Genomic DNA, 19,771 nt, shown 5'->3' on the forward strand with positions numbered 1-19,771 from the left:
CTCCGGGCCGGCCGCGGCCAGGGCGCCGACGCTGAGCCGCCGTCACCCCGTACGGCGCGGCGCCGTCCGGGGTGGCGCGGCGGCCCCGGCTGCGCCGTACGGGCGGTGACCCTCGGCCATCCCGCCTCGTTGGGCGGGTACGACGTGCGATAGCGTCGCCGACACCTCCCGAATGGCGGCCGAAAACGCGGTTTCCCACCCCCGTGCCGTCAGGATGGGGAGCGAAACGTCCGTCTCGATCCGCCGGGGGATCCCGTCATGCAGCCGCGAGTGTTCGCGATTCTCACCGCCCTCCTGCTGGGGGTCCTGGGCCTGGGGTCGGTGGCCGTCACCGACTGGACGCCCGCGACGATCACCTCCGCGGCCGCCACGGTCGCGCCCGGTGCGTCCGGCGCGGGCGCACCGCCGGCCGGCGCCGCCGCGGCGACCGGGGCGCAGGGCGCGAGCGCGACCCCGACGGGCGACCCGGCGGTGTGGACCCGCTCGACGCTGCGCAACAAGCTGATGGCCGAGATGGAGGCGACCGACCCCGGTGTCGCGCTGGCCGACCTCGACAAGATCACCAAGCAGCTGCCGTACACCGTCCGGTTCTGCCACCCGATCGCGCACGAGCTCGGGCACGCGGCCGTGAAGCGCTTCAACGCGGACTTCCAGAAGGTCATCTCCTTCCCGCACGAGACCTGCGCGGCCGGCTACCTGCACGGCGCGGTCGAGGAGATGCTGAACGCCTCCCCGCAGCCCGAGACGGACCTGCTGAAGCTGTGCGCGCCCACCAACACCGGCCCGTGCATCCACGGCGTCGGCCACGGCACCATGTTCGTCGCCAAGCAGGACGTCGCCGCGGCCCGCGCGCTGTGCAACAAGTTCCCGACCGACCAGAACCGGATCCGCTGCTCCGAGGGCCTGTTCATGCAGCTCTTCGGCCCGGACGAGGAGGACGAGAAGGCCAAGGCGAACCTGCCGGCCGACAAGCTCGCCCAGGACCCGCTGTACCCGTGCAAGGACCAGCCGGCGCTGTTCCAGTCCGCCTGCTTCTTCTACGCGCCGACCTTCTACCTCTCCTCGCACGACTACCCGAACCACCCCGAGGTCTACGCCGAGGCGCTGAAGTGGTGCCTGAACGGCAAGGCGAGCGGCGGCGCCGTGGACTGCAGCCGGGGCGTCGGATCGCGCACCATGAAGTACAACCTGGACCGCGAGGACTGGGCCGCCCAGCAGTGCGCGACGGCCGCCGACGGCTGGCAGCGCAAGTCCTGCGCCGAGGGGCTGGTCAGCTACTACACGGTCAACTACACCGACGGCGGTGCGGCCGGCCGGCTCTGCGCCAAGATCACCAACAAGGAGATGCAGGGCTACTGCCGCTCGGCAAGCGGGCTCTCCGCCTCGCTCGACTGACGCCGCCGCCGACGCCGACACCCCCGCGACACCGCCTCCGGCGCCCCCGCCACGGGGAGCCGACACCCCCGCCACCGGAAGGGGGGCCCGCGCCGCACGGCGCGGGCCCCTCTCCGTAGGATCGGGCCTGATCAGGTGCGCCGAGGACGCCGCGCCACGAGGCCTCCCCCACCCGCTGGAGCACCCCGTGACCTCAGAGGACTTCCGCGCCGCCGCGCACACCGCCGCCGACCTCGTCAGCGACTACCTCGCCGAGCTCCCCGCCCGCCCGGTCTGGCAGCCGATGGACGACACCGCCCGGCAGGCCCTGCTGGACGCACCGCTGCCGAAGGACGGCCGCCCGCTCACCGAGCTGCTGGCCGCGATCGAGCGCGACGTCCTGCCGTACCCGATGGGCAACGGCAACCCGCGCTTCTTCGGCTGGGTGAACTCCGCCCCGGCCCCCGCCGGGGTCCTGGCCACCCTCGCCGCCTCCGCGATGAACCCCAGCTCGGCCGGCGGCGACCACGCCGACGTCCACCTGGAGCGGGCCGTGGTCCGCTGGATCGCCGAGCTGGTGGGCTTCCCGCACCCGGCGGGCGGCGGGCTGCTCACCTCCGGCACCTCGATGGCGACCATCGTCTGCCTGGCCGCCGCCCGCAACCGCGCCGCCCGGCTGGCCGGCTGGGACGTCCGCGAGGACGGCCTCGCCGGCCTGCCCCCGCTGGTCGGCTACGTCACCGGGGAGACCCACTCCTGCGTGCGCAAGGCCGCCGAGCTGCTCGGCCTCGGCAGCAGGCGGCTGCGCACCGTCGCCACCGGCCCGGACGGCCTGCTCGACCCCGCCGAACTGCGCGCCGCGATCGAGCGCGACCGGGCCGCCGGGCTGCTGCCCTTCCTGGTGGTCGCCTCCGCCGGCACCGTCGGCACCGGCGCCGTGGACGCCTTCGAGCCGATCGCCGACCTCTGCGCCGAGCAGCGCCTGTGGCTGCACGTCGACGGCGCGTACGGGGCCTTCGGCGTGCTGGACCCGCAGATCGCGCACCGCTACGCCGGGCTGGAGCGCGCCGACTCGCTCGCCCTGGACCCGCACAAGTGGCTGGGCGTGCCGGTGGACTGCGGCTGCGCCCTGGTGCGCGACACCGAGGAGCTGCGCGGCACCTTCAGCCTGGTGCCCTCGTACCTGCGCGACGAGGCGGCCGGCGCGCTCGGCTGGTTCTCCGAGTACGGCACCGAGCAGACCAGGCCGTTCCGCGCGCTGAAGGTCTGGGCCACCATCGCCCACCGGGGCCGCGACGGCCTCGCCCGGGACATCGCCCGGTGCACCGCGCTCGCCCGCCGGCTCGGCGAACTGGTCGAGGCGGACGAGGAGTTGGAGCTGCTGGCGGAGGTGCAGACCTCGATCGTCGCGTTCCGCCACCGCGCCACCGGCCCGGCCGGAGCGGGCAGGCCCGACGGAACCGACGAGGCCGCCGCGGACGCGCTCAACCGCGAGCTCCCGGTGGCGGTCCAGCGGCGCGGGCGGGTCTTCGTCACCGGGGCGCGGCTGGCCGGCCGGGAGATGCTGCGGGCCTGTCTGCTCAACGCCGACACCACCGAGGCGGACCTGGAACTGCTGGTGGCCGAGGTGAAGGCGGCGGCCCGCGAGCTGCGGCAGGCCCCGTAGGCCCTGTCCGGCCGCGGGCGCGACACAATCGCAACCCGGGCCCGGAGACATTAACCGTCAGGTCACGGAGGATTCGTGACCTTGAAACACCGAAGCGGCAGATTGATGCCATGGAGCACATGGAGCAGCTGACGACGAACGAGGCCCCGACGACCCCGAGCCCCTCCCCGGCCCCCTCCCGTGCCCAGCGGCGCGGCGCCAGAACGCACCGCTGGCGCCGCGACACCGTCGAACTCGCGGCGGTCTTCCTCTCGGTGACCGCCGCCGACCTGGTCGCCACGACGGTGGTGCACGGCCCGAACGGCCCGGTGGTGCTCGCCGCCTCGGCGCTCGCCCTGATCGCCACGGCGCTGTTCCACAGCTGGTGGTCGCATCGCCACCGGCTGCACGGCCCTCCGGGCCCGGAGGCCCCCGCGGCCGAGCCGGGGGACCCGCTGCACGACTTCGCGCAGACCGCCCTCTGGCGGGTGCGGACCACCGTGCAGGACTCCCCCGGCAGCCTGGCCCGGGTGTGCACGGCCTTCGCCGAGCGGCAGGTCAACATCGTCTCGATGCAGTCGCACCCGCTGCCGGACGGCACGGTCGACGAGTTCTTCGTCCGGGCCCCGCAGTCCGTCACCCGCGCCGACCTGGCCGCGCTGGTGGCGGCCGCCGGCGGGCACGACATCTGGACCGACCCGGCCGACGCCCACGACCTGGTCGACGTGCCCACCCACGTCCTCGCGCTGGCCACCCGCACCGCGCTGGACGCCGCCGAGCTGCCCGTCGCACTGCGCCAGCTGTTCGGACAGTGCACCATCCGGCAGTACCCGGGCGCGGGCGGCAGCAGGCCCGCCGGGGTGGACGGCCATGTGATGCGGCTGCCCGTGCCCTCCGGGGACCTCATCGAGCTCACCCGCCCGCACCTGCCCTTCACCCCGACCGAGTTCGCCCGGGCCCAGGCCCTGGTGGAGCTGGACACCCTGCTCGGCCCCCGCGTCCCGGACGTCCGGGCCCGGCTGACCCTGCCGGCCGGCGCCGACCTCACCGTGCGGCGGGCGGACGCGGACGACAAGCAGGCCGCACTGGCCATGCACGGGCGCTGCTCCCCGGAGACCCTGCGCAGGCGCTACCACGGCCCGGTCCGGGACGCCGACCGCTATCTGGACCACCTGCTGGACGCCCGGCACGGCCAGGCCCTGACCGTCGAGGCGGCCGACGGGCGGATCGTCGCCCTCGGGCACCTGATGTGGGACGACGACAGCGCCGAGGTCGCGGTACTGGTCGAGGACGCCTGGCAGCGGCGCGGGCTCGGCCTGGACCTGATGCGGCGGATGTCGGCGCTGGCCCTGGAGGCCGGGGTGGAGACGGTCTACGCGATCACCCACGCCTCCAACACCGGGCTGATCTCGACCATGCGCAGGCTGGGTGCGCCGCTGGACTACCAGGTCGAGGAGGGCACCCTGGTGATCACCGCGCACCTGGCGGAGGCCGCCGAGGAGCTGCCCGTCCCCTGGCCGACCCGGCCCGGCCGGTAGCGGCCCTTCACAACACCCTCACCCGGGCCGGACGGCGACCTCGCCGTCCGGCCCGCGGTGTCGCAACCGCCCGGGCCCGGTGGGCGTCCCCTGCTTCGGGCGACCCGTCCGTACACCGCCCGCCCTGACCTCGCGTCAGGGCCCCCGTCGGCACGCCGCCGGGCCCGTCGCAGCAGGCGGCACAGGGTCCGGAGGGTCGAGCCGGGCGAGGGAGTCGGTAGGCTGGCCCCGTCCCCGCCGCCCGACGGCCCGTTATCCGGCCCCCGGGTGGTGCCGCAGCAAGGAGGAACCACTGAGCATGGCTGGCACCGAAACGGAGCCCACAGGCGCACGCGACGCCTCGCTGCCCGCCCGCGCCAAGATCGCGGTCACGGCCGGCAAGGTGGCCGCGGCCGTCTCCCGCAAGGCCGGGCGCGGAAGCGGCTCGGTGATCGGCGGCAAGGTCGCCCTGCGGCTCGACCCCGACCTGCTCGGCACCCTCGCCGACCACCTCGACGTCGTGCTGGTCAGCGCCACCAACGGGAAGACCACGACCACCCGGCTGATCGCCGAGGCGCTGCGCGCCGCCGGCCCGGTGGTCTCCAACGCCCTGGGCGCCAACATGCCGGCCGGCATCACCTCCGCCCTGGCCGGCGGCTCGGACGCCCGCTTCGGCGTCATCGAGGTCGACGAGAAGTACCTGGCCGGGGTCGCCCGCGACACCAGCCCGAAGGCCATCGCGCTGCTCAACCTCTCCCGCGACCAGCTCGACCGCGCCGCCGAGACCCGGATGATGGCCGAGAAGTGGCGCGAGGGCCTCAAGGACACCGAGGCCGTGGTGATCGCCAACGCCGACGACCCGCTGGTCACCTGGGCCGCCTCCTCCTGCAAGAAGGTGGTCTGGGTGGCCGCCGGACAGGCGTGGAAGGAGGACGCCTGGTCCTGCCCCGCGTGCGGCGGTGTGATGCAGCGCCCCGGTGACGACTGGTTCTGCCAGGACTGCGGCTTCCGGCGCCCCAACCCGCACTGGGCGCTCCAGGGCACCCACGTGATCGACCCGCAGCGCGGCGCCTGGCCGATCCACCTCCAGCTGCCCGGCCGGGCCAACCTGGCCAACGCCACCAGCTCGGCCGCCGTGGCCGCCGTGTTCGGCGTCTCCCCGCAGGTCGCGCTGGAGCGGATGCAGTCGGTGACGGCCGTGGCCGGCCGCTACGACGTGGTCCAGTACCAGGGCCGCGACATAAGGCTGCTGCTGGCGAAGAACCCGGCCGGCTGGCTGGAGACCTTCTCGCTGATCGACGGCCCGCCCACCCCGGTCATCCTGTCCGTCAACGCGCTCGACGCGGACGGCACCGACACCTCCTGGCTGTGGGACGTCGACTACGAGCGGCTCGCCGGACACCCGGTGTTCGTGATGGGCCAGCGCAAGCTGGACCTGGCCGTCCGCCTGGAGGTCGCCGGACTGCAGTTCCACGTGGTGGACTCGCTGGAGCAGGCCGTCCGGATGGCCCCGCCCGGCCGCATCGAGGCGATCGCCAACTACACCGCCTTCCAGCAGCTGCGGAAGGTCGTGGCCGGCTGATGCCCGGCCCAGCAGCACACTTCACGATGGAAGGCCTTCGAGGATGAGTGAGAGCAGCCTGCGCGTGGTCTGGGTCTACCCGGACCTGCTCAGCACCTACGGCGACCGCGGCAACGCCCTGGTCGTGGAGCGCCGGGCCCGCCAGCGCCACCTCAACGTGACCAGGATCGACGTCCGCTCCGACCAGGCGGTGCCCACCAGCGGGGACATCTACCTGATCGGCGGGGGCGAGGACCGCCCGCAGCGGCTCGCCGCCGAGCGGCTGCGGGGCGACAGCGGCCTGGTGCGGGCCGCCGAGAACGGCGCGATCATCTTCGCCGTCTGCGCCGGCTACCAGATCCTCGGCCACGAGTTCGTCAACGACCTCGGCGAGCGCGAGCCGGGCCTCGGCCTGCTCGACGTCTGGACCACCCGCGGCGAGGGCGCCCGCTGCGTCGGCGACGTGCTCGCCGACGTGGACCCGCGCCTCGGCCTGCCGCAGCTGACCGGTTTCGAGAACCACCAGGGTGTCACCCACCTCGGCCAGGGCGTCCAGCCGCTGGCCACCGTCACCGCCGGCCGGGGCAACGGCACCGGGGACGGGACGGAGGGCGCCTGGCGCGACACCGTGTTCGGCACCTACCTGCACGGTCCGGTGATGGCGCGCAATCCCGCCGTCGCGGACATGCTGATCAAGCTGGCACTGGACGTCAACGCCCTGCCGCCGGCCGACACCACCTGGTACGACGCGTTGCGCGCCGAGCGCATCGCGGCCACGACGCGCCCCGCGTAGTACGCCCCCCGCCCCGACCGGGTGCCCGCGATGCGGTCACCCGGTTCGCGGGCGGGCCCCGGCATACGACAATGGGGCTGCCGGCTGCACACCCTCCTCGGCAGCAGGCTGCACTTCCGCGCGGGGGCGCCGACGGCGCCGCTCCCGCGTCGGCTCCTGCCCGGCCGGACGCAGGGGCCGTATGCTCGACAGCACGGCCGGTTTCGGATGCTCTGTCCGAATCGGCCGGTCCTTCACCCCACGGTCATCTCCCCGCCATCACGGCGAGGGACGGGGCCGTTACGGTGTCGGTTCGTCGTCCCAGCCTGTAGTCCGGCCGTTCCTCGGTTCTGCTCGGGAGTTGCAAAGCAATGCGTATTGGAGTGCTGACCAGCGGCGGTGACTGCCCCGGACTGAACGCGGTGATCCGTTCCGTGGTCCACCGGGGGGTGGTCGACCACGGCGACGAGATCATCGGGTTCGAGGACGGCTGGCGCGGTTTTCTGGAGGGCGTGCACCGTCCTCTGACGCTGGACTCGGTGAGCGGCATCCTGGCCCAGGGCGGCACGATCCTCGGTTCCTCGCGGGTCCAGCCCAGCCACCTGCGCGACGGCGTCGAGCGCGCCAAGCAGTACTGCGCGGACCTCGGCCTCGACGCGGTGATCCCGATCGGCGGCGAGGGCACCCTCAAGGCCGCCAAGCTGATGAGTGACGCGGGCCTGCCGATCGTCGGCGTGCCGAAGACCATCGACAACGACATCGCCGCGACCGATGTCACCTTCGGCTTCGACACGGCCGTCTCGGTCGCCACCGAGGCGCTGGACCGGCTGAAGACCACCGCCGAGTCGCACCAGCGCGTCATGGTCGTCGAGGTCATGGGCCGGCACACCGGCTGGATCGCGCTCAACGCCGGCATGGCCGCGGGCGCCCACGCGATCGTCGTCCCGGAGCGGCCGTTCCACATCGACAAGCTCACCGCCGTCGTCCGCGAGCGCTTCGACCGGCAGAAGAAGTTCGCGATCGTGGTCTGCGCCGAGGGCGCCAAGCCCGAGCCCGGCACCATGCACTGGGAGGAGGGCACCAAGGACATCTACGGGCACGAGCGCTTCACCGGCATCGCCACCCAGCTCTCCCGCGAGCTGGAGCACCGGCTCGGCAAGGAGGCCCGTCCGGTGATCCTCGGCCACACCCAGCGCGGCGGCACCCCGACCGCGTACGACCGGGTGCTGGCCACCCGCTTCGGCTGGCACGCCGTGGAGGCCGTCCACAAGGGCGCCTTCGGGCACATCACCGCCCTCCAGGGCACCAGCATCAACCTGGTCCCGCTGGCGGAGGCCGTCGCCGAGCTGAAGACCGTCCCGCAGGAGCGCTACCTGGAGGCGGAGACGGTCCTCTGACCTCCCCGCGCCACCGGTCACCGACCGCCGGCCCCCCGAGCACTCCTGCTCGGGGGGCCGGCGGCGGTTCGGGGGCCGTTTCAGCTTGGGCTTTGGCATTGGCCTGGGCCTGGGCCTGGGCTTGGGCGGCGGATCAGAACCCGGTGTCGTAGGTGTACCGGGCGCTGTGGTCGAGCATGTCCGCCGGGGTGACGTTGTTCCACGGCTTCATGACCTCGTTGAGGTCGACCACGTTGGCGGTGCCGGCGGTCGGCAGGTAGCCGGCCGACGGGTGGAGCCGCTGCCACTCCGACCAGAGCTTGTCGATGAAGCAGTGGTGCAGCCAGAACACCGGGTCGTTGGGCGACATGCCGGTGGTCATCAGACCGCCGACCCAGACGTGCACCCTGTTGTGCAGGTTGACCCCGCGCCAGCCCTCCAGGTTGTTGCGGAAGCCGTCCGAGGCGCTGTTCCACGGCGCGGCGTCGTAGGTGGAGATGGCGAGCACGCCGGAGGTCTCGGCACGGGTCGGCAGCTGGGCGACCCCGCTGCCGAGCGCGCGCCGCAGGTAACTCCGGCTGTCGGCACGCACGTTCAGCGTCCAGTTCCCGGTCGAGAAGGCGAACGGCCCGGTGGTCACCTGGCTGTCGCCGCTGCGGCCGTTGCCGCCCATGAAGTCCGCGCCCCAGATCGAGGCGCCGGCAGTGCGGTCCGCCGTCCAGTCCCAGTACGGGAGGGTGACGGTCGGGTCGATCGCCTGCAGGGCCTCCTCGAACTGCAGCAGGAAACGGCGGTGCCAGGGCAGGAAGGACGGCGAGCGGTGGCCGACCCGCTCGCCGTTGTCGGTGTCGCTGATGATGAAGTCGTTGTGGGTCGAGACGAAGGAGTCGTACCCGCCGTTGCCCTTGAGTGCGAGTACGGCGTTCACGAAGGCGCGCTTCTCCTGGGCCGTCAGGGTCGCCTGGTTCTTGCGGACTGCCATGAGTCCCCCCTTGGGTGTGAAGTGGTTTACCGGGTCAGGGTGTTCGGACTCGCGGCTCAGGCGGTGGTGATCGGCACGAGGGTGGCGCCCTGCAGCTCGCCGACGGCCGCGCGGGCGAGCGACCGCGGGGTGGCGAAGGTCTGGTAGTGGTTGACGACACTGATCCAGGTGCCGTCCGCGTTGCGCATCATGTGCAGCTCGTCGCCGTCGATCCGCACCGAGTAGCCGGCGCCGCCGTGGTGGTGGCTGCTGCCGTCGGTGACCGGCCGGCCCTGGATGCGGCGGCCCTGGAAGACCTCGTCGAAGCTGTCGGACGCGCCCGGGTCGGCGGCCGTCGCCGGCCTGCTGGTCGGCCCGGCGACGCCGAGCACGACGGTGCCCGCTGCGGCGGTCAGAGCCACGGCGGCCCCCTGCAGCATCCGGCGCCGGGTCAACTCCGAGGCATGGGTGACTTCGGACATGGTGGTACCCCCTTGAGCACCCCACGTGGTGTTGGGGCGCTGTTCAGAAAGGCTTGCAGAAATGTTAATGCGAGGCGATTTCATGATCGCGCCCGCTATTTCGATGCTTCCAGGGCGGATCGACCTAGAGAACAGCCAATCGGCGGGGGTACGTACGGTTCGCGCGGATCCAGCCACCCGTCGATGGACCACGCCCCGGACGCCCCAGGAAGATCTCCCGCCTCTCCACTGAAAGATCGTCAGAAGTGGATGGATCTTCACACTGTGCAGATCCCGCGCCGAAGATCCTCCGCCCCCGACCCATTCCCGGTGACCGGCCTCACCCGGGCAGGATGGCGCGATGCGACAGCCTCCCTCCGGCCGCAGATGGCTGAAGTCGGGCGTGGCGCGCGGAAACTGTCGGTCCATCGGACAACTCCGGCCGCCCCCGGCATGCCGTGCGCCGCCCGCCGGGGAGGTCTCGGTAGCGTGCGGGGATGGAGATCCTCGCCTACGGCGTCCAGGCAGACGAACGGCCGCTTCTGGAGCAGGCCTTCGCGGGCCGACACACCCTGCGCACCCTGGCCGTGTTCCTCAACCGCGACACCGCCCCCCTGGCGGCCGGCTACCCGGCGGTCAGCAGCAGCGTCAACGCCGCCCTCGACGCCGAGACCCTCGCGGTTCTCGCGGCCGGCGGCACCAAGCTGATCGCCCAGCGCTCCACCGGCTTCAACAACATCGACCTCGACGCCGCCGCCGACCTCGGCCTCACCATCGCCCGCGTCTCCCATTACAGCCCCTACTCAGTAGCCGAACACGCCTGGGCGCTCGCGCTGGCCGTCAACCGCCGCCTCACCCGCGCCGCGAACCGCTCCCGCGAGTTCGACTTCCGCCTCGACGGCCTCCTCGGCCGCGACATCCACGGCATGACCGTCGGCGTCATCGGCACCGGCAAGATCGGCGCGTGCTTCACCCGCATCGCCGCCGGCTTCGGCACCCACCTCCTCGGCTGGGACATCGCCCCCAACCCGGCCTGCCTCGACCTCGGCATGACCTACACCGAACTGCCCGAACTACTCTCCCGCGCCGACCTGGTGAGCCTGCACGTCCCCCTCCTCCCCACCACCCACCACCTCATCGACGCCGCCGCCCTCGCCCGGATGAAGGACGACGCCATCCTCGTCAACTCCAGCCGAGGCGGCCTCGTCGACACCGCCGCCCTGGTCGAAACCCTGCGCACCGGCCACCTCTCCGGCGTCGGCCTCGACGTCTACGAGGAGGAGACCGGCGTCTTCTTCACCGACCAGTCCATCCACGGCATCACCGACGACACCCTCGCCCGCCTCATCACCTTCCCCCAGGTCCTCGTCACCAGCCACCAGGCCTACTTCACCCACACCGCAGTCGGCCAGATCATCGACGCCACCGCCCGCAACATCGACGACTACGCCGCCGGCCGCCGCAACGAGAACACCCTCATCCCGAAGACCTGACCTGACCTGACCTGACAAGCCGGAACGCTTCCGACGTTCTCAGACGGCAACACACCAGTACGACCGAATCCCCGTCCTCGGGGAGACGACGGCCGACGACTCCCGCCTGAGACCAACCCATGGCCCAAGCCTCCACGGGCGCCGACCGTGCCCTCCCACCCCTGAATGCCGCCGACCCCGTCATCGCAGCGGAGACAGCGAAGGCTCCGGGCATTTCGGGTACCTTCCTGCCACCCGCCGGTGAACCCCTTGGCCCCCAGCCGCCCTCCGGTACCTATGACTGCACGTCAGGGGGTGGACAGCGCGCGTTGTCCGTTTATGGAATCGCGCCTTGGAACGTGTGGCACATGACGGGTGCTCCCCGGGGCGATCGAGCTCAGCGCTGTCAGCTTTCGCGTTCGTCCTCCGCGCGGCCGGTGTGTCCGGTGTGTCCGGGGCCGGGGTGGGCGACGCCGGGGACCAATCGGGTGGTCGTAGTCGAGTTGCTGGATCTCGCGGGTGAGTGCGGAGGCGTTGGTGCAGCCCTCCATCCACCGGTGGTGCAAGTAGCGCCGGTAGTCGTCGATCACGCTGGGGCGGTGGGTCGCCGCGACGAGGACTTGCTCCACGTCGGCGGCTCGGGCGAAACGCAGGACGGTGCCGCGACTGAGGCGGAGTTCACGGGCGACGGCCCGCAGGCTGTCGCGGCGCTCGATGCGTTCGTGGATCTGCTGGTGACGCTCGCGCGTGCGGGCGTCACCAGGGGACGCGGCCGGCCGTGGACGTCCAGCTCGTTCGAGTCGGCAGCTCCCGAACGGGCATCTCATCCCGCTCTTCTCCGAGGCCGAGGGGTTCGCGCAGGTCGGCGCGGTGGCGGCCGACGACGCGCTCGACGGCCTCGGCGAGGTTGTGCAGCAGGTGCCAGGCGTCGGCGACCTGTTGGGCCTGCGGCGCACCCGTGCGGGCACCGTCGCGGAAGGATCCGGCGCGGTAGCGGCAGATCGTCCGCACTTCGGGGTGGTCGCGCAGCCAGGTGGCGAAGGTGTTCGCGGCGCGATTGGCGAGGACGTCGACCGGCCGGTGGGTGTCCATGTCCACGAGGACCGTCGCGTAGGTGCGACCGCGCCGGACGGCGAACTCGTCCGCCCCCAGACGCGGGGCGAGGCCCGACGACGGGACGGGTAGCGCCAGGATGAGACGGAGCAGGGTGTCCCGGCACGTGGTCATGGCCAGACGCCCGGAGATCCGGGCTCCGGCCCGGCCGCCCAATAGCAGGGCGATGTCGGTGAGCTGAGCGGTGAGCGCGGTCGTGCGACGCGCGTGGCGGGACGTCAAAGCCGGGATCTGCTCGGCGAGACGAACCTCGCTGTCCCCAAGAGCCATCTCCTCGACCTCCACGCCGATCCCCGGGAAGAGAAGGTCCGCCACACGCACCGAATCCATCACGCCGAGGTCATGCCCACCGCCCGATCACGGCCGGCACGGACCCCTCAATCAGCGACAGAGCCCGGAAATTGAGCCAGAACCCAGATTGGGCCGCCGCCGACACTAAGGAAGGAGACAGTGGCGGTCCGTACCCGGCATACAGGCCGGCTCCATCCGCTGTACCAGGGGCTTTGCCCCCGGAAGGGCCTCTGACGTGCACGCCTCCTGATGTGGTCGTCGGTGCTCCCATACTGTGTGTCGCACCACGGCGAGGCCCTTCGGAATCGGCCACCCGGAGCAGGCCGAAGTGTGGGCATCGCAGCCGTGCTGGGCGGGGCTTCCCCCGGTTCCGGGCACCGCTGTCGCATCATGGGCCGGTGGACGGAAGGAGATCGATGCCGCAGCCTGTCCCGCGGAGCGGCGGATGGCGCCCCTCCGTTCCCTCCCTCCCCGGGCTGGCTGTGCTCAGGCGCTACCGGCGCGCGTGGCTACGCGGTGACCTGCTGGCCGGCGGCACTGTGGCGGCGTACCTCGTGCCGCAGGTCATGGCCTACGCGAGCGTCGCGGGTCTGCCGCCGGTCGCGGGGCTCTGGGCGATCCTCCCGGCGCTGGGTGTGTACGCCTTCCTCGGCTCGTCGCGGCTGCTGTCGGTGGGTCCGGAGTCGACGACGGCGCTGATGACCGCGACCGTGGTCGGGCCGCTGGCGGGCGGGGACCCCGAGCGTTACGCGGTGCTCGCCGCCACGCTCGCGGTGGTGGTCGGCGTGCTGTTCGCGCTGGCGTGGCTGGCACGGCTGGGCTTCGTCGCCGACCTGCTCTCCCAGCCGGTCCTGATCGGCTATCTGGCCGGGGTGGCGCTGATCATGATGGTGGACCAGCTGTCCAAGCTCACCGGCGTCGAGGTGGAGGGCGAGGGGTTCGGCCCGCAGCTGAGGTACTTCGTGCGGCACCTCTCGGACGCGGACTCGGCCACCGTCGTCTTCAGCGCGGCGGCGCTGCTCTTCCTCTTCGCCCTCGACCGCTTCCTGCCCAGGCTCCCCGGTCCGCTGCTGGCCGTGGTCGTCGGCACCGCGGTGGTGGCGGTCTTCGGCCTGCAGGACCACGGCATCGCCGTCATCGGCGAGATCCCGGCCGGGCTGCCCAGCCCCTCCCTGCCGGACCTCAGCGAGGTGCACCGCCTGCTGCTGCCGGCGCTCGGGGTGCTGCTCGTCGGCTACACCGACGTGATCCTCACCGCGCGGGCCTTCGAGTCCCGCGACGAGGGCGAACAGCTGGACGCCAACCAGGAGCTGCTCGCGCTCGGTGGGGCCAACCTCGGCGCCGGACTCCTGCACGGGTTCCCGGTGAGCAGCAGCGCCAGCCGTACCGCGCTCGCCCAGTCGGCCGGCGGGCGCACTCAGGCGTACGCGCTGACGGCCGGCGCGGCCGTGCTCGCCGTGCTCCTGTTCCTCAGCCCGCTGCTGAAGTACACGCCGTCGGCGGTCCTGGGGGCGCTGGTGGTGTTCGCCGCGATCCGGATGATCGACGTGCCGGGACTGCGTCGGCTGAAGAGGTTCCGGCGCCGGGAGCTCCTGCTCGCGCTCGGCTGCCTCGCCGGGGTCCTGGCGCTGGACATCCTCTACGGGGTGCTGGTGGCCGTGGGGCTGTCGGTGGCGGAGCTGCTGAGCCGGGTGGCCCGCCCGCACGACGCCGTCCAGGGCCTGGTGCCCGGCGTTCCCGGCATGCACGACATCGACGACTACCCGCAGGCCCGCACGATCCCCGGGCTGGTCGTCTACCGCTACGACTCGCCGCTGTTCTTCGCCAACGCGGAGGACTTCCGGCGCCGGGCACTGGCCGCGGTCGCTGACGAGAGCGGCCCGGTGCGCTGGTTCGTCCTCAACACGGAGGCCAACGTCGAGGTCGACATCACCGCGCTGGACTCGGTGGAGGCGCTCCGGGCCGAGCTGGCCGAACGCGCCATCGTCTTCGCGCTGGCCCGGGTCAAGCAGGACCTGCGGGGCGAGCTGGACGCGTACGGGCTGACCGAGTCGATCGGCGACGACCGGATCTTCCCCACGCTGCCCAGCGCCGTGGCCGCCTACCGGACCTGGGCTGCCGGCAGCGGCCCTGACGCGGAGCCGGCCGACCGGGAGTGAGGACGGCGGCCGCCCACGGACGGCGGCGCCCGGATTGCCGGGCCCGAGCGCTGGCCGGAGGGTGACATATACCCCACGCCCGCCGAACGGCGGGCCGGTTCGACACGGATGCGGCCGCGCCGGGACCGGGAGAGAAAGCGGTGCGAGCGATGGCGGACAAGCAGGCCAGGCGGATCGCGAAGTTCATCGAGCCGCTGCGCGTTGAGCCGGGCTCGCGGGTGGATCTGGCCGAGGACTTCGACCCTCGTTACAAGGCCCGGGTGAAGAAGCGGGACGGCACCGAGCTGCTGCGCACCGGCGTCGGCCTGCTCGCCGAGTACCAGGCGAAGCTGGCCGCCCAGGACACCTACGGTGTGCTGCTGTGCCTCCAGGCGATCGACGCGGGCGGGAAGGACGGGACGATCCGTCACGTCATGAGCGGGGTCAACCCGCAGGGCGTCCATGTCAACAGCTTCAAGGTGCCCTCCGCCGAGGAGCTCGACCACGACTACCTGTGGCGTTACGCGTGGCGGCTTCCGGCCCGCGGGGACATCGCGATCTTCAACCGGTCGCACTACGAGGAGGTCCTCGTGGTGCGGGTGCATCCCGAGAACCTCGACCGCCAGCGCCTGCCCGAGGAGGCGAAGGGACGGGACGTCTGGGCGCGCCGCTACCGGGAGATCAACGACTGGGAGCGCTACCTCAGCGACAACGGGTTCAAGGTGGTGAAGATCTTCCTGAACCTCTCCAAGGAGGAGCAGCGCACCCGCTTCCTGAAGCGGCTCGACCGGCCGGAGAAGAACTGGAAGTTCTCGGCGGCCGACCTGCGCGAGCGCGAGCGGTGGGACGACTACCAGGACGCCTTCTCCGAGATGCTCTCGGCGACGAGCACCCCTTGGGCGCCATGGTACGTCGTGCCGGCCGACCGCAAGTGGTTCGCGCGGATCTGCGCCGCCGCCGTCCTCGTGCACACGCTGATGGAGATCGACCCCCGGTACCCGGTCGTCGGCAAGAAGGCCCGCAAGGAACTGCGAGCCGCCAAACAGCTGCTGGAACAGGACGCCCCCGAGGGCGCCGCGCGCGACCCGTACGCGGCCGAGCACCGGAGCAGGCACCGTGCCTGAGCACCGCAGGGGCAGATCCTCCGTGAGGAACGGAACGTATCGGAGGTGCGGGTATGGCGGCGCAGAATGACCCGGCTGCAGCGGGGCCGGCCATGCGGCCCTGGTACGCGACACCACCGGACGAGGTCGCGGCCCGGCTCGGCGTGGACCCGGAGGCCGGGCTCTCGGCCGGCCGGGCGGCGGACCTACTGGCCGCGAACGGTCCCAACGCACTGCCGGAGGAGAAGACGGCGCCGGGCTGGCTGCGCTTCCTCAACCAGTACCGCAGCTACATGCAGATCATCCTGGTCGCCTCGGCGGTGGTCGCTCTGGCGATCAGGGAGTGGAGCACCGCGGTCCTGCTGATCGTCCTGACGCTCTTCAACGCGGTCGTCGGCCTGCGACAGGAGGGCAAGGCCGAGAGCGCCATGAACGCGCTGCGCTCGATGATGAAGACCACCGCCCGGGTCCGGCGGGACGGCACCGAGGCCCAGATCCCGGCCGAGCAGTTGGTGGTCGGGGACGTCGTGCTCATCACCGCCGGCGACACCGTCCCGGCGGACGGGCGGATCGTACGGGCCAGCTCGCTGCAGATCGACGAGTCGGCGCTGACCGGCGAGAGCGTGCCGGCCCCGAAGGACGCGGGCACCGTGACGGGCGAGCGGCTCGGTCCGGGCGACCAGTCCGGCATGGCGTTCATGAACACCCCGGTCACCCACGGCAGCGGCGTGCTGATCATCACCGGCACGGGCGCCGGGACGGAACTGGGCAAGATCTCCGGGATGCTCTCGGCGACGGAGAGGGAGCAGACGCCGCTCACCCGGGAACTCAACACCCTCACGCTGTGGATCGCGGCGGCGGCCGGCCTGACCATGGTGGTGATGTTCGCCCTGGGCCGCAGCCGCGGCCAGGCCTGGGACGCCCTGTTCGTCAGTGCCGTCTCGCTGGCCATCGCCGCCATTCCCGAGGCGCTGCCCACCGTCACCCAGGTGATCCTCTCGGTCGGCAGCCTGAACCTCGCCAAGCGCAACGCCATCGTCAAGGAACTGCCCTCCGTGGAGACCCTGGGCTTCACCTCGGCCATCAACTCCGACAAGACCGGCACCCTGACGATGAACCAGATGACCGTCGTCGAGGTCCTGAGCCCCACCGACCGCTACACGGTCTCGGGCAGCGGCTACGGCCTGGAGGGACGCATCCACCACGCGGCCGGCTCCGCGCCGGACATCGAGGACGCCATCCTGCCGTACCTGGTCGCCAGCGACGCCGAGCTGGTGGACGGCACGGTGGTCGGCGACCCGACCGAGGGGGCCCTGCTCGTGCTGGGTCACAAGGCCGGCCTGGACATCGAGGCTACCCGGGAGCGCTACCCCCGGCTCGCCACCCTGCCGTTCGACCCCGAGTACAAGCTGATGGCCACCTTCAACTCGGCCGTGGACGCGGCGGGCCGGCCGGTGGTGCGCTGCTTCGTCAAGGGCGCGGCGCCCGCCGTCATGGCCCGCGCTACCACCGCGCTCGCCGCCGGCCGCACCGTCCCGTGGGACGACGACCTGCGAGGCCGCGCCGAGGCCCGGTCCGAGCAGATGGGCGGCGAGGGGCGCCGGGTGATGGCGGCGGCCGAGCGTGACCTCGACCCGTCGGGGTTCGACCCCGAAGGCGACCTGCTCGCGCTCGTCACCGACCTGCGGATGACCAGCCTGGTCGGCATGGTCGACCCGCCCCGCGCGGAGTCCCGGCAGGCCGTGGCCGCCGCCCAGGCCGCTCACATCCGGGTCCGCATGGTGACCGGTGACGACGTCACCACCGGGGAGGCCATCGCACTGCAGCTCGGGATCCCAGGCGGGGCGATCCTGGGAGCGGACTTCGCCGCCATGCCGGAGCACGAACGCCTCGCCCGGATCGACGGCATCGGCGTGGTCGGCCGCGTGGCGCCCGAGCACAAGGTGCTGCTCGCCGACACGCTCAAGAAGAAGGGCGAGGTGGTGGCGATGACCGGCGACGGGGTCAACGACGCACCCGCCATCAAGGCCGCCGACATCGGCATCGCGATGGGCAGCGGCACCGACGTGGCCAAGAACGCCAGCCGGATGATCCTCTCCGACGACAACTTCGCCACCATCGTGTTCGCCGTCGAGGAGGGGCGCAAGCTCTACGACAACCTCACCAAGTACATCCGGTTCGTCCTGATGCTCCTGGTCACCTTCGTGCTGACCTTCCTCGGCGCGACGGTCTTCAACATCGCCGCCGGCGAGCCGTTCACCCCGCCGCAGGTGCTGTGGATCCACTTCGTCGTCAACGCGCCCTTCGGCTTCGCCCTGGGCTTCGACCTGGCGAGCCCCGGCCTGATGCAGCGCACCCCGCGCCCGCGCGGCGAGGCGCTGCTGACCAGGTCCGTGATGCTCACCGTCGGACTCAGCGGACTGGCCGTCACCGTCTTCCTGCTGCTGCTGATCAAACTGGGCGAGCACCACTACGGCAGCGTGAAGGCCGGCAGTTCGATCGCCTTCACCGCCTTCGCGCTCTGTCTGATCGTGGCGGCCTACGAATGCCGAAGCGAACGCGCCACCGCCCTGGCCGTCACCACCTTCGACAGCAGGCCGATGAACCTGGCGGCCCTGTCCGAGTTCGTCCTGGCGGTCCTGGTGACGCAGATGGACGCCTTCCGCCGCATCCTCGGCACCACCGAGATCACCCTCGCCCAGTTCGGCTGGGCCCTGCTGGCTCCCGCCGCCCTCCTGCTGCTCTGGGAGCTGGGCAAGCTCCTGACCCGCCGAACGGCTGAGCTGCTTCCCCTGGCGGCCTAGGGGCCCGTATCGAGTCGATCAATCCTTGGGTTTGCCCTCGGGTCGAGGTCTGATCCGGTAGATCGTCTTGCGTGACGCGAGAGTGCGTCGGAACCGCACCAGTTCGAGGCAGACTTGGCCTGTGAACGTGAGCGCACAGGCTGCCGCAGATCTCTATGAAGTGGTTCGCGGGAGGGGCATCCGGTGCTGGGTCATGGGTGGCTGGGGAGTCGATGCGCTGCTCGGCGCGCAGACGCGAGAGCACCACGACCTGGACGTACTGGTGCTTGGTGAAGACCTACCTCTCCTCGACGAGGTATTCCGCGATCACGGCTTCGGAGTCCAGCGGGTGTGGGAGGCAGAGAACCGATGGGTCGAGGTGGACGGAAGCACCCGGCCGACCGCCTTTGTAGCGGGAACAGCGGAGGGCGTGGAGTTGGACGTCCACGTGATCGAGGTGGAGGCGGGCGTCGTCGTCCCACTGTGTGACGTTCCCTGGCCGTTCGATGCGGGCTCTTTGGAAGGACGCGGTGTCATTGATGGCAGGCCGGTTGCCTGCGTGTCGGCACAGACCCAGGTGGCGATGCATCGTGGCTACGAACTTCCGGAAGCCCACGAGCGCGACGTGGCCCTGCTACGTCAACTCGACTGACCGGTGAGGAGCCGCTCATCGGCATGACAGTGCGCCCGAAGTCGCCGCCCGTGACACGGCGTGAGTTCGGCGGAAGTACGCTCCAGGGCGCGTATTCGATTGTGGTCAACGAGCGGTCCGGGTGAGGTCCTTGATCCAGATCATCGCGCCACGGAGGTGGAGGCCGGCGAGGTAGCTTTCCGGCGTCTTGTCATCTCGGGTGGCGATGCCTCGCCAGGCCTTCAACCTGTTGATCAGGCGCTCGACGGTGTTGCGCTCCTTGCAGAGCTCGGCGTCGTGGAGCTCGGCGTCGTGGCTGACGGGCCGGCCGCCCCGGCGGCCCTTCCTCCTCCGGTTGGCGCTTTGGTCACCTCGTCCGCATGGGTCTGGTCGACCACCGACCGCAGAACGCCCAACGGGTGGCCCTCGACCAGCTGCCGGGCGGTGGCGACGCCGAGGCCCCTGGTGGCACCGGTCAGTACGTACACCTTCTGCTGAAGTCCGAGGTCCATGGGGACATCCCGCCTGGTCGGGGGCGTGGAGTGGAGTGCGTCTCACTGCGCGGCACGGTGA

The 19,771-nt window shown here is 71.8% G+C and carries 15 protein-coding genes and 1 pseudogene; 11 read left to right on the top strand and 5 right to left on the bottom strand.

What is annotated here, in order from left to right; genetic code table 11:
* Positions 1–258: 258 nt before the first annotated feature.
* The 6 genes from ACGFZP_RS27435 to ACGFZP_RS27460 all read left to right on the top strand — a co-directional run bounded on the left by ACGFZP_RS27435 (position 259) and on the right by ACGFZP_RS27460 (position 8,266).
* Positions 259–1,395 carry a hypothetical protein gene (locus ACGFZP_RS27435; RefSeq protein WP_392938060.1) on the top strand — a complete coding sequence of 379 codons (1,137 nt, stop codon included), beginning with the start codon at positions 259–261 and terminating at the stop codon, positions 1,393–1,395.
* Positions 1,396–1,582: 187 nt separating this feature from the next.
* A complete protein-coding gene (locus tag ACGFZP_RS27440) occupies positions 1,583–3,040 on the top strand; it encodes a pyridoxal phosphate-dependent decarboxylase family protein (protein ID WP_392938063.1) in 1,458 nt (485 codons plus the stop codon).
* Positions 3,041–3,159: 119 nt separating this feature from the next.
* Positions 3,160–4,557 (top strand): GNAT family N-acetyltransferase, encoded by a 1,398-nt coding sequence (locus ACGFZP_RS27445; RefSeq protein WP_392938136.1) that lies wholly within the window; start codon positions 3,160–3,162, stop codon positions 4,555–4,557.
* Positions 4,558–4,855: 298 nt separating this feature from the next.
* Positions 4,856–6,118, top strand: coding sequence for a MurT ligase domain-containing protein (locus ACGFZP_RS27450; protein ID WP_392938066.1), 1,263 nt, complete (start codon positions 4,856–4,858; stop codon positions 6,116–6,118).
* A 43-nt stretch (positions 6,119–6,161) separates the two neighbouring features.
* Positions 6,162–6,890, top strand: coding sequence for a type 1 glutamine amidotransferase (locus ACGFZP_RS27455; protein ID WP_392938068.1), 729 nt, complete (start codon positions 6,162–6,164; stop codon positions 6,888–6,890).
* A gap of 350 nt (positions 6,891–7,240) precedes the next feature.
* On the top strand, positions 7,241–8,266 hold the full coding sequence (locus ACGFZP_RS27460) for a 6-phosphofructokinase (RefSeq protein WP_392938070.1): 1,026 nt from the start codon (positions 7,241–7,243) through the stop codon (positions 8,264–8,266).
* A gap of 133 nt (positions 8,267–8,399) precedes the next feature.
* Here ACGFZP_RS27460 and ACGFZP_RS27465 read toward each other — a convergent pair whose 3' ends face one another.
* The gene (locus tag ACGFZP_RS27465; protein ID WP_392938073.1) at positions 8,400–9,227 is read right to left on the bottom strand and encodes a tyrosinase family protein; all 828 of its coding nucleotides are present in this window, start codon (positions 9,225–9,227) and stop codon (positions 8,400–8,402) included.
* Between the two features lie 56 nt (positions 9,228–9,283).
* On the bottom strand, positions 9,284–9,688 hold the full coding sequence (locus tag ACGFZP_RS27470; protein WP_392938075.1) for a tyrosinase cofactor: 405 nt from the start codon (positions 9,686–9,688) through the stop codon (positions 9,284–9,286).
* Positions 9,689–10,164: 476 nt separating this feature from the next.
* Between ACGFZP_RS27470 and ACGFZP_RS27475 the strand changes: the two genes are divergently transcribed.
* Positions 10,165–11,160 (top strand): 2-hydroxyacid dehydrogenase, encoded by a 996-nt coding sequence (locus ACGFZP_RS27475; RefSeq protein ID WP_392938078.1) that lies wholly within the window; start codon positions 10,165–10,167, stop codon positions 11,158–11,160.
* 735 nt (positions 11,161–11,895) lie between these two features.
* On the opposite strand, the gene ACGFZP_RS27480 is transcribed toward ACGFZP_RS27475, so the two are convergent.
* Positions 11,896–12,567: a transposase gene (locus ACGFZP_RS27480; protein ID WP_392938080.1), complete on the bottom strand. Its 672-nt coding sequence runs from the start codon at positions 12,565–12,567 to the stop codon at positions 11,896–11,898.
* Between the two features lie 392 nt (positions 12,568–12,959).
* On the opposite strand from ACGFZP_RS27480, the gene ACGFZP_RS27485 reads away from it, so the two are divergent.
* The 4 genes from ACGFZP_RS27485 to ACGFZP_RS27500 all read left to right on the top strand — a co-directional run bounded on the left by ACGFZP_RS27485 (position 12,960) and on the right by ACGFZP_RS27500 (position 19,219).
* Positions 12,960–14,702, top strand: coding sequence for a SulP family inorganic anion transporter (locus ACGFZP_RS27485; protein WP_392938083.1), 1,743 nt, complete (start codon positions 12,960–12,962; stop codon positions 14,700–14,702).
* A 149-nt stretch (positions 14,703–14,851) separates the two neighbouring features.
* The gene (locus ACGFZP_RS27490) at positions 14,852–15,805 is read left to right on the top strand and encodes a polyphosphate kinase 2 family protein (RefSeq protein WP_392938085.1); all 954 of its coding nucleotides are present in this window, start codon (positions 14,852–14,854) and stop codon (positions 15,803–15,805) included.
* 53 nt (positions 15,806–15,858) lie between these two features.
* A complete protein-coding gene (locus ACGFZP_RS27495) occupies positions 15,859–18,588 on the top strand; it encodes a cation-translocating P-type ATPase (protein ID WP_392938088.1) in 2,730 nt (909 codons plus the stop codon).
* 121 nt (positions 18,589–18,709) lie between these two features.
* Positions 18,710–19,219, top strand: a complete 510-nt coding sequence (locus tag ACGFZP_RS27500) for a nucleotidyltransferase domain-containing protein (RefSeq protein WP_392938091.1) — start codon at positions 18,710–18,712, stop codon at positions 19,217–19,219.
* A gap of 105 nt (positions 19,220–19,324) precedes the next feature.
* Here ACGFZP_RS27500 and ACGFZP_RS27505 read toward each other — a convergent pair.
* Positions 19,325–19,567: pseudogene (locus ACGFZP_RS27505) on the bottom strand (hypothetical protein); the annotation flags it as partial.
* Positions 19,453–19,710, bottom strand: a complete 258-nt coding sequence (locus ACGFZP_RS27510; RefSeq protein ID WP_392938138.1) for a hypothetical protein — start codon at positions 19,708–19,710, stop codon at positions 19,453–19,455. The gene ACGFZP_RS27510 and the pseudogene ACGFZP_RS27505, both read right to left, overlap by 115 nt.
* Positions 19,711–19,771 lie beyond the last annotated feature (61 nt).

Source organism: Kitasatospora sp. NPDC048239 (assembly GCF_043202015.1).
Lineage (GTDB): Bacteria > Actinomycetota > Actinomycetes > Streptomycetales > Streptomycetaceae > Kitasatospora.

Coding starts and splice junctions, on each gene's coding strand:
- ACGFZP_RS27435 (WP_392938060.1), top strand. CDS start 259: ATGCAGCCGCGAGTGTTCGCGATTCTCACCGCCCTCCTGCTGGGGGTC.
- ACGFZP_RS27445 (WP_392938136.1), top strand. CDS start 3,160: ATGGAGCAGCTGACGACGAACGAGGCCCCGACGACCCCGAGCCCCTCC.
- ACGFZP_RS27450 (WP_392938066.1), top strand. CDS start 4,856: ATGGCTGGCACCGAAACGGAGCCCACAGGCGCACGCGACGCCTCGCTG.
- ACGFZP_RS27455 (WP_392938068.1), top strand. CDS start 6,162: ATGAGTGAGAGCAGCCTGCGCGTGGTCTGGGTCTACCCGGACCTGCTC.
- ACGFZP_RS27460 (WP_392938070.1), top strand. CDS start 7,241: ATGCGTATTGGAGTGCTGACCAGCGGCGGTGACTGCCCCGGACTGAAC.
- ACGFZP_RS27465 (WP_392938073.1), bottom strand. CDS start 9,227: ATGGCAGTCCGCAAGAACCAGGCGACCCTGACGGCCCAGGAGAAGCGC.
- ACGFZP_RS27470 (WP_392938075.1), bottom strand. CDS start 9,688: ATGTCCGAAGTCACCCATGCCTCGGAGTTGACCCGGCGCCGGATGCTG.
- ACGFZP_RS27475 (WP_392938078.1), top strand. CDS start 10,165: ATGGAGATCCTCGCCTACGGCGTCCAGGCAGACGAACGGCCGCTTCTG.
- ACGFZP_RS27485 (WP_392938083.1), top strand. CDS start 12,960: ATGCCGCAGCCTGTCCCGCGGAGCGGCGGATGGCGCCCCTCCGTTCCC.
- ACGFZP_RS27490 (WP_392938085.1), top strand. CDS start 14,852: ATGGCGGACAAGCAGGCCAGGCGGATCGCGAAGTTCATCGAGCCGCTG.
- ACGFZP_RS27495 (WP_392938088.1), top strand. CDS start 15,859: ATGGCGGCGCAGAATGACCCGGCTGCAGCGGGGCCGGCCATGCGGCCC.
- ACGFZP_RS27510 (WP_392938138.1), bottom strand. CDS start 19,710: ATGGACCTCGGACTTCAGCAGAAGGTGTACGTACTGACCGGTGCCACC.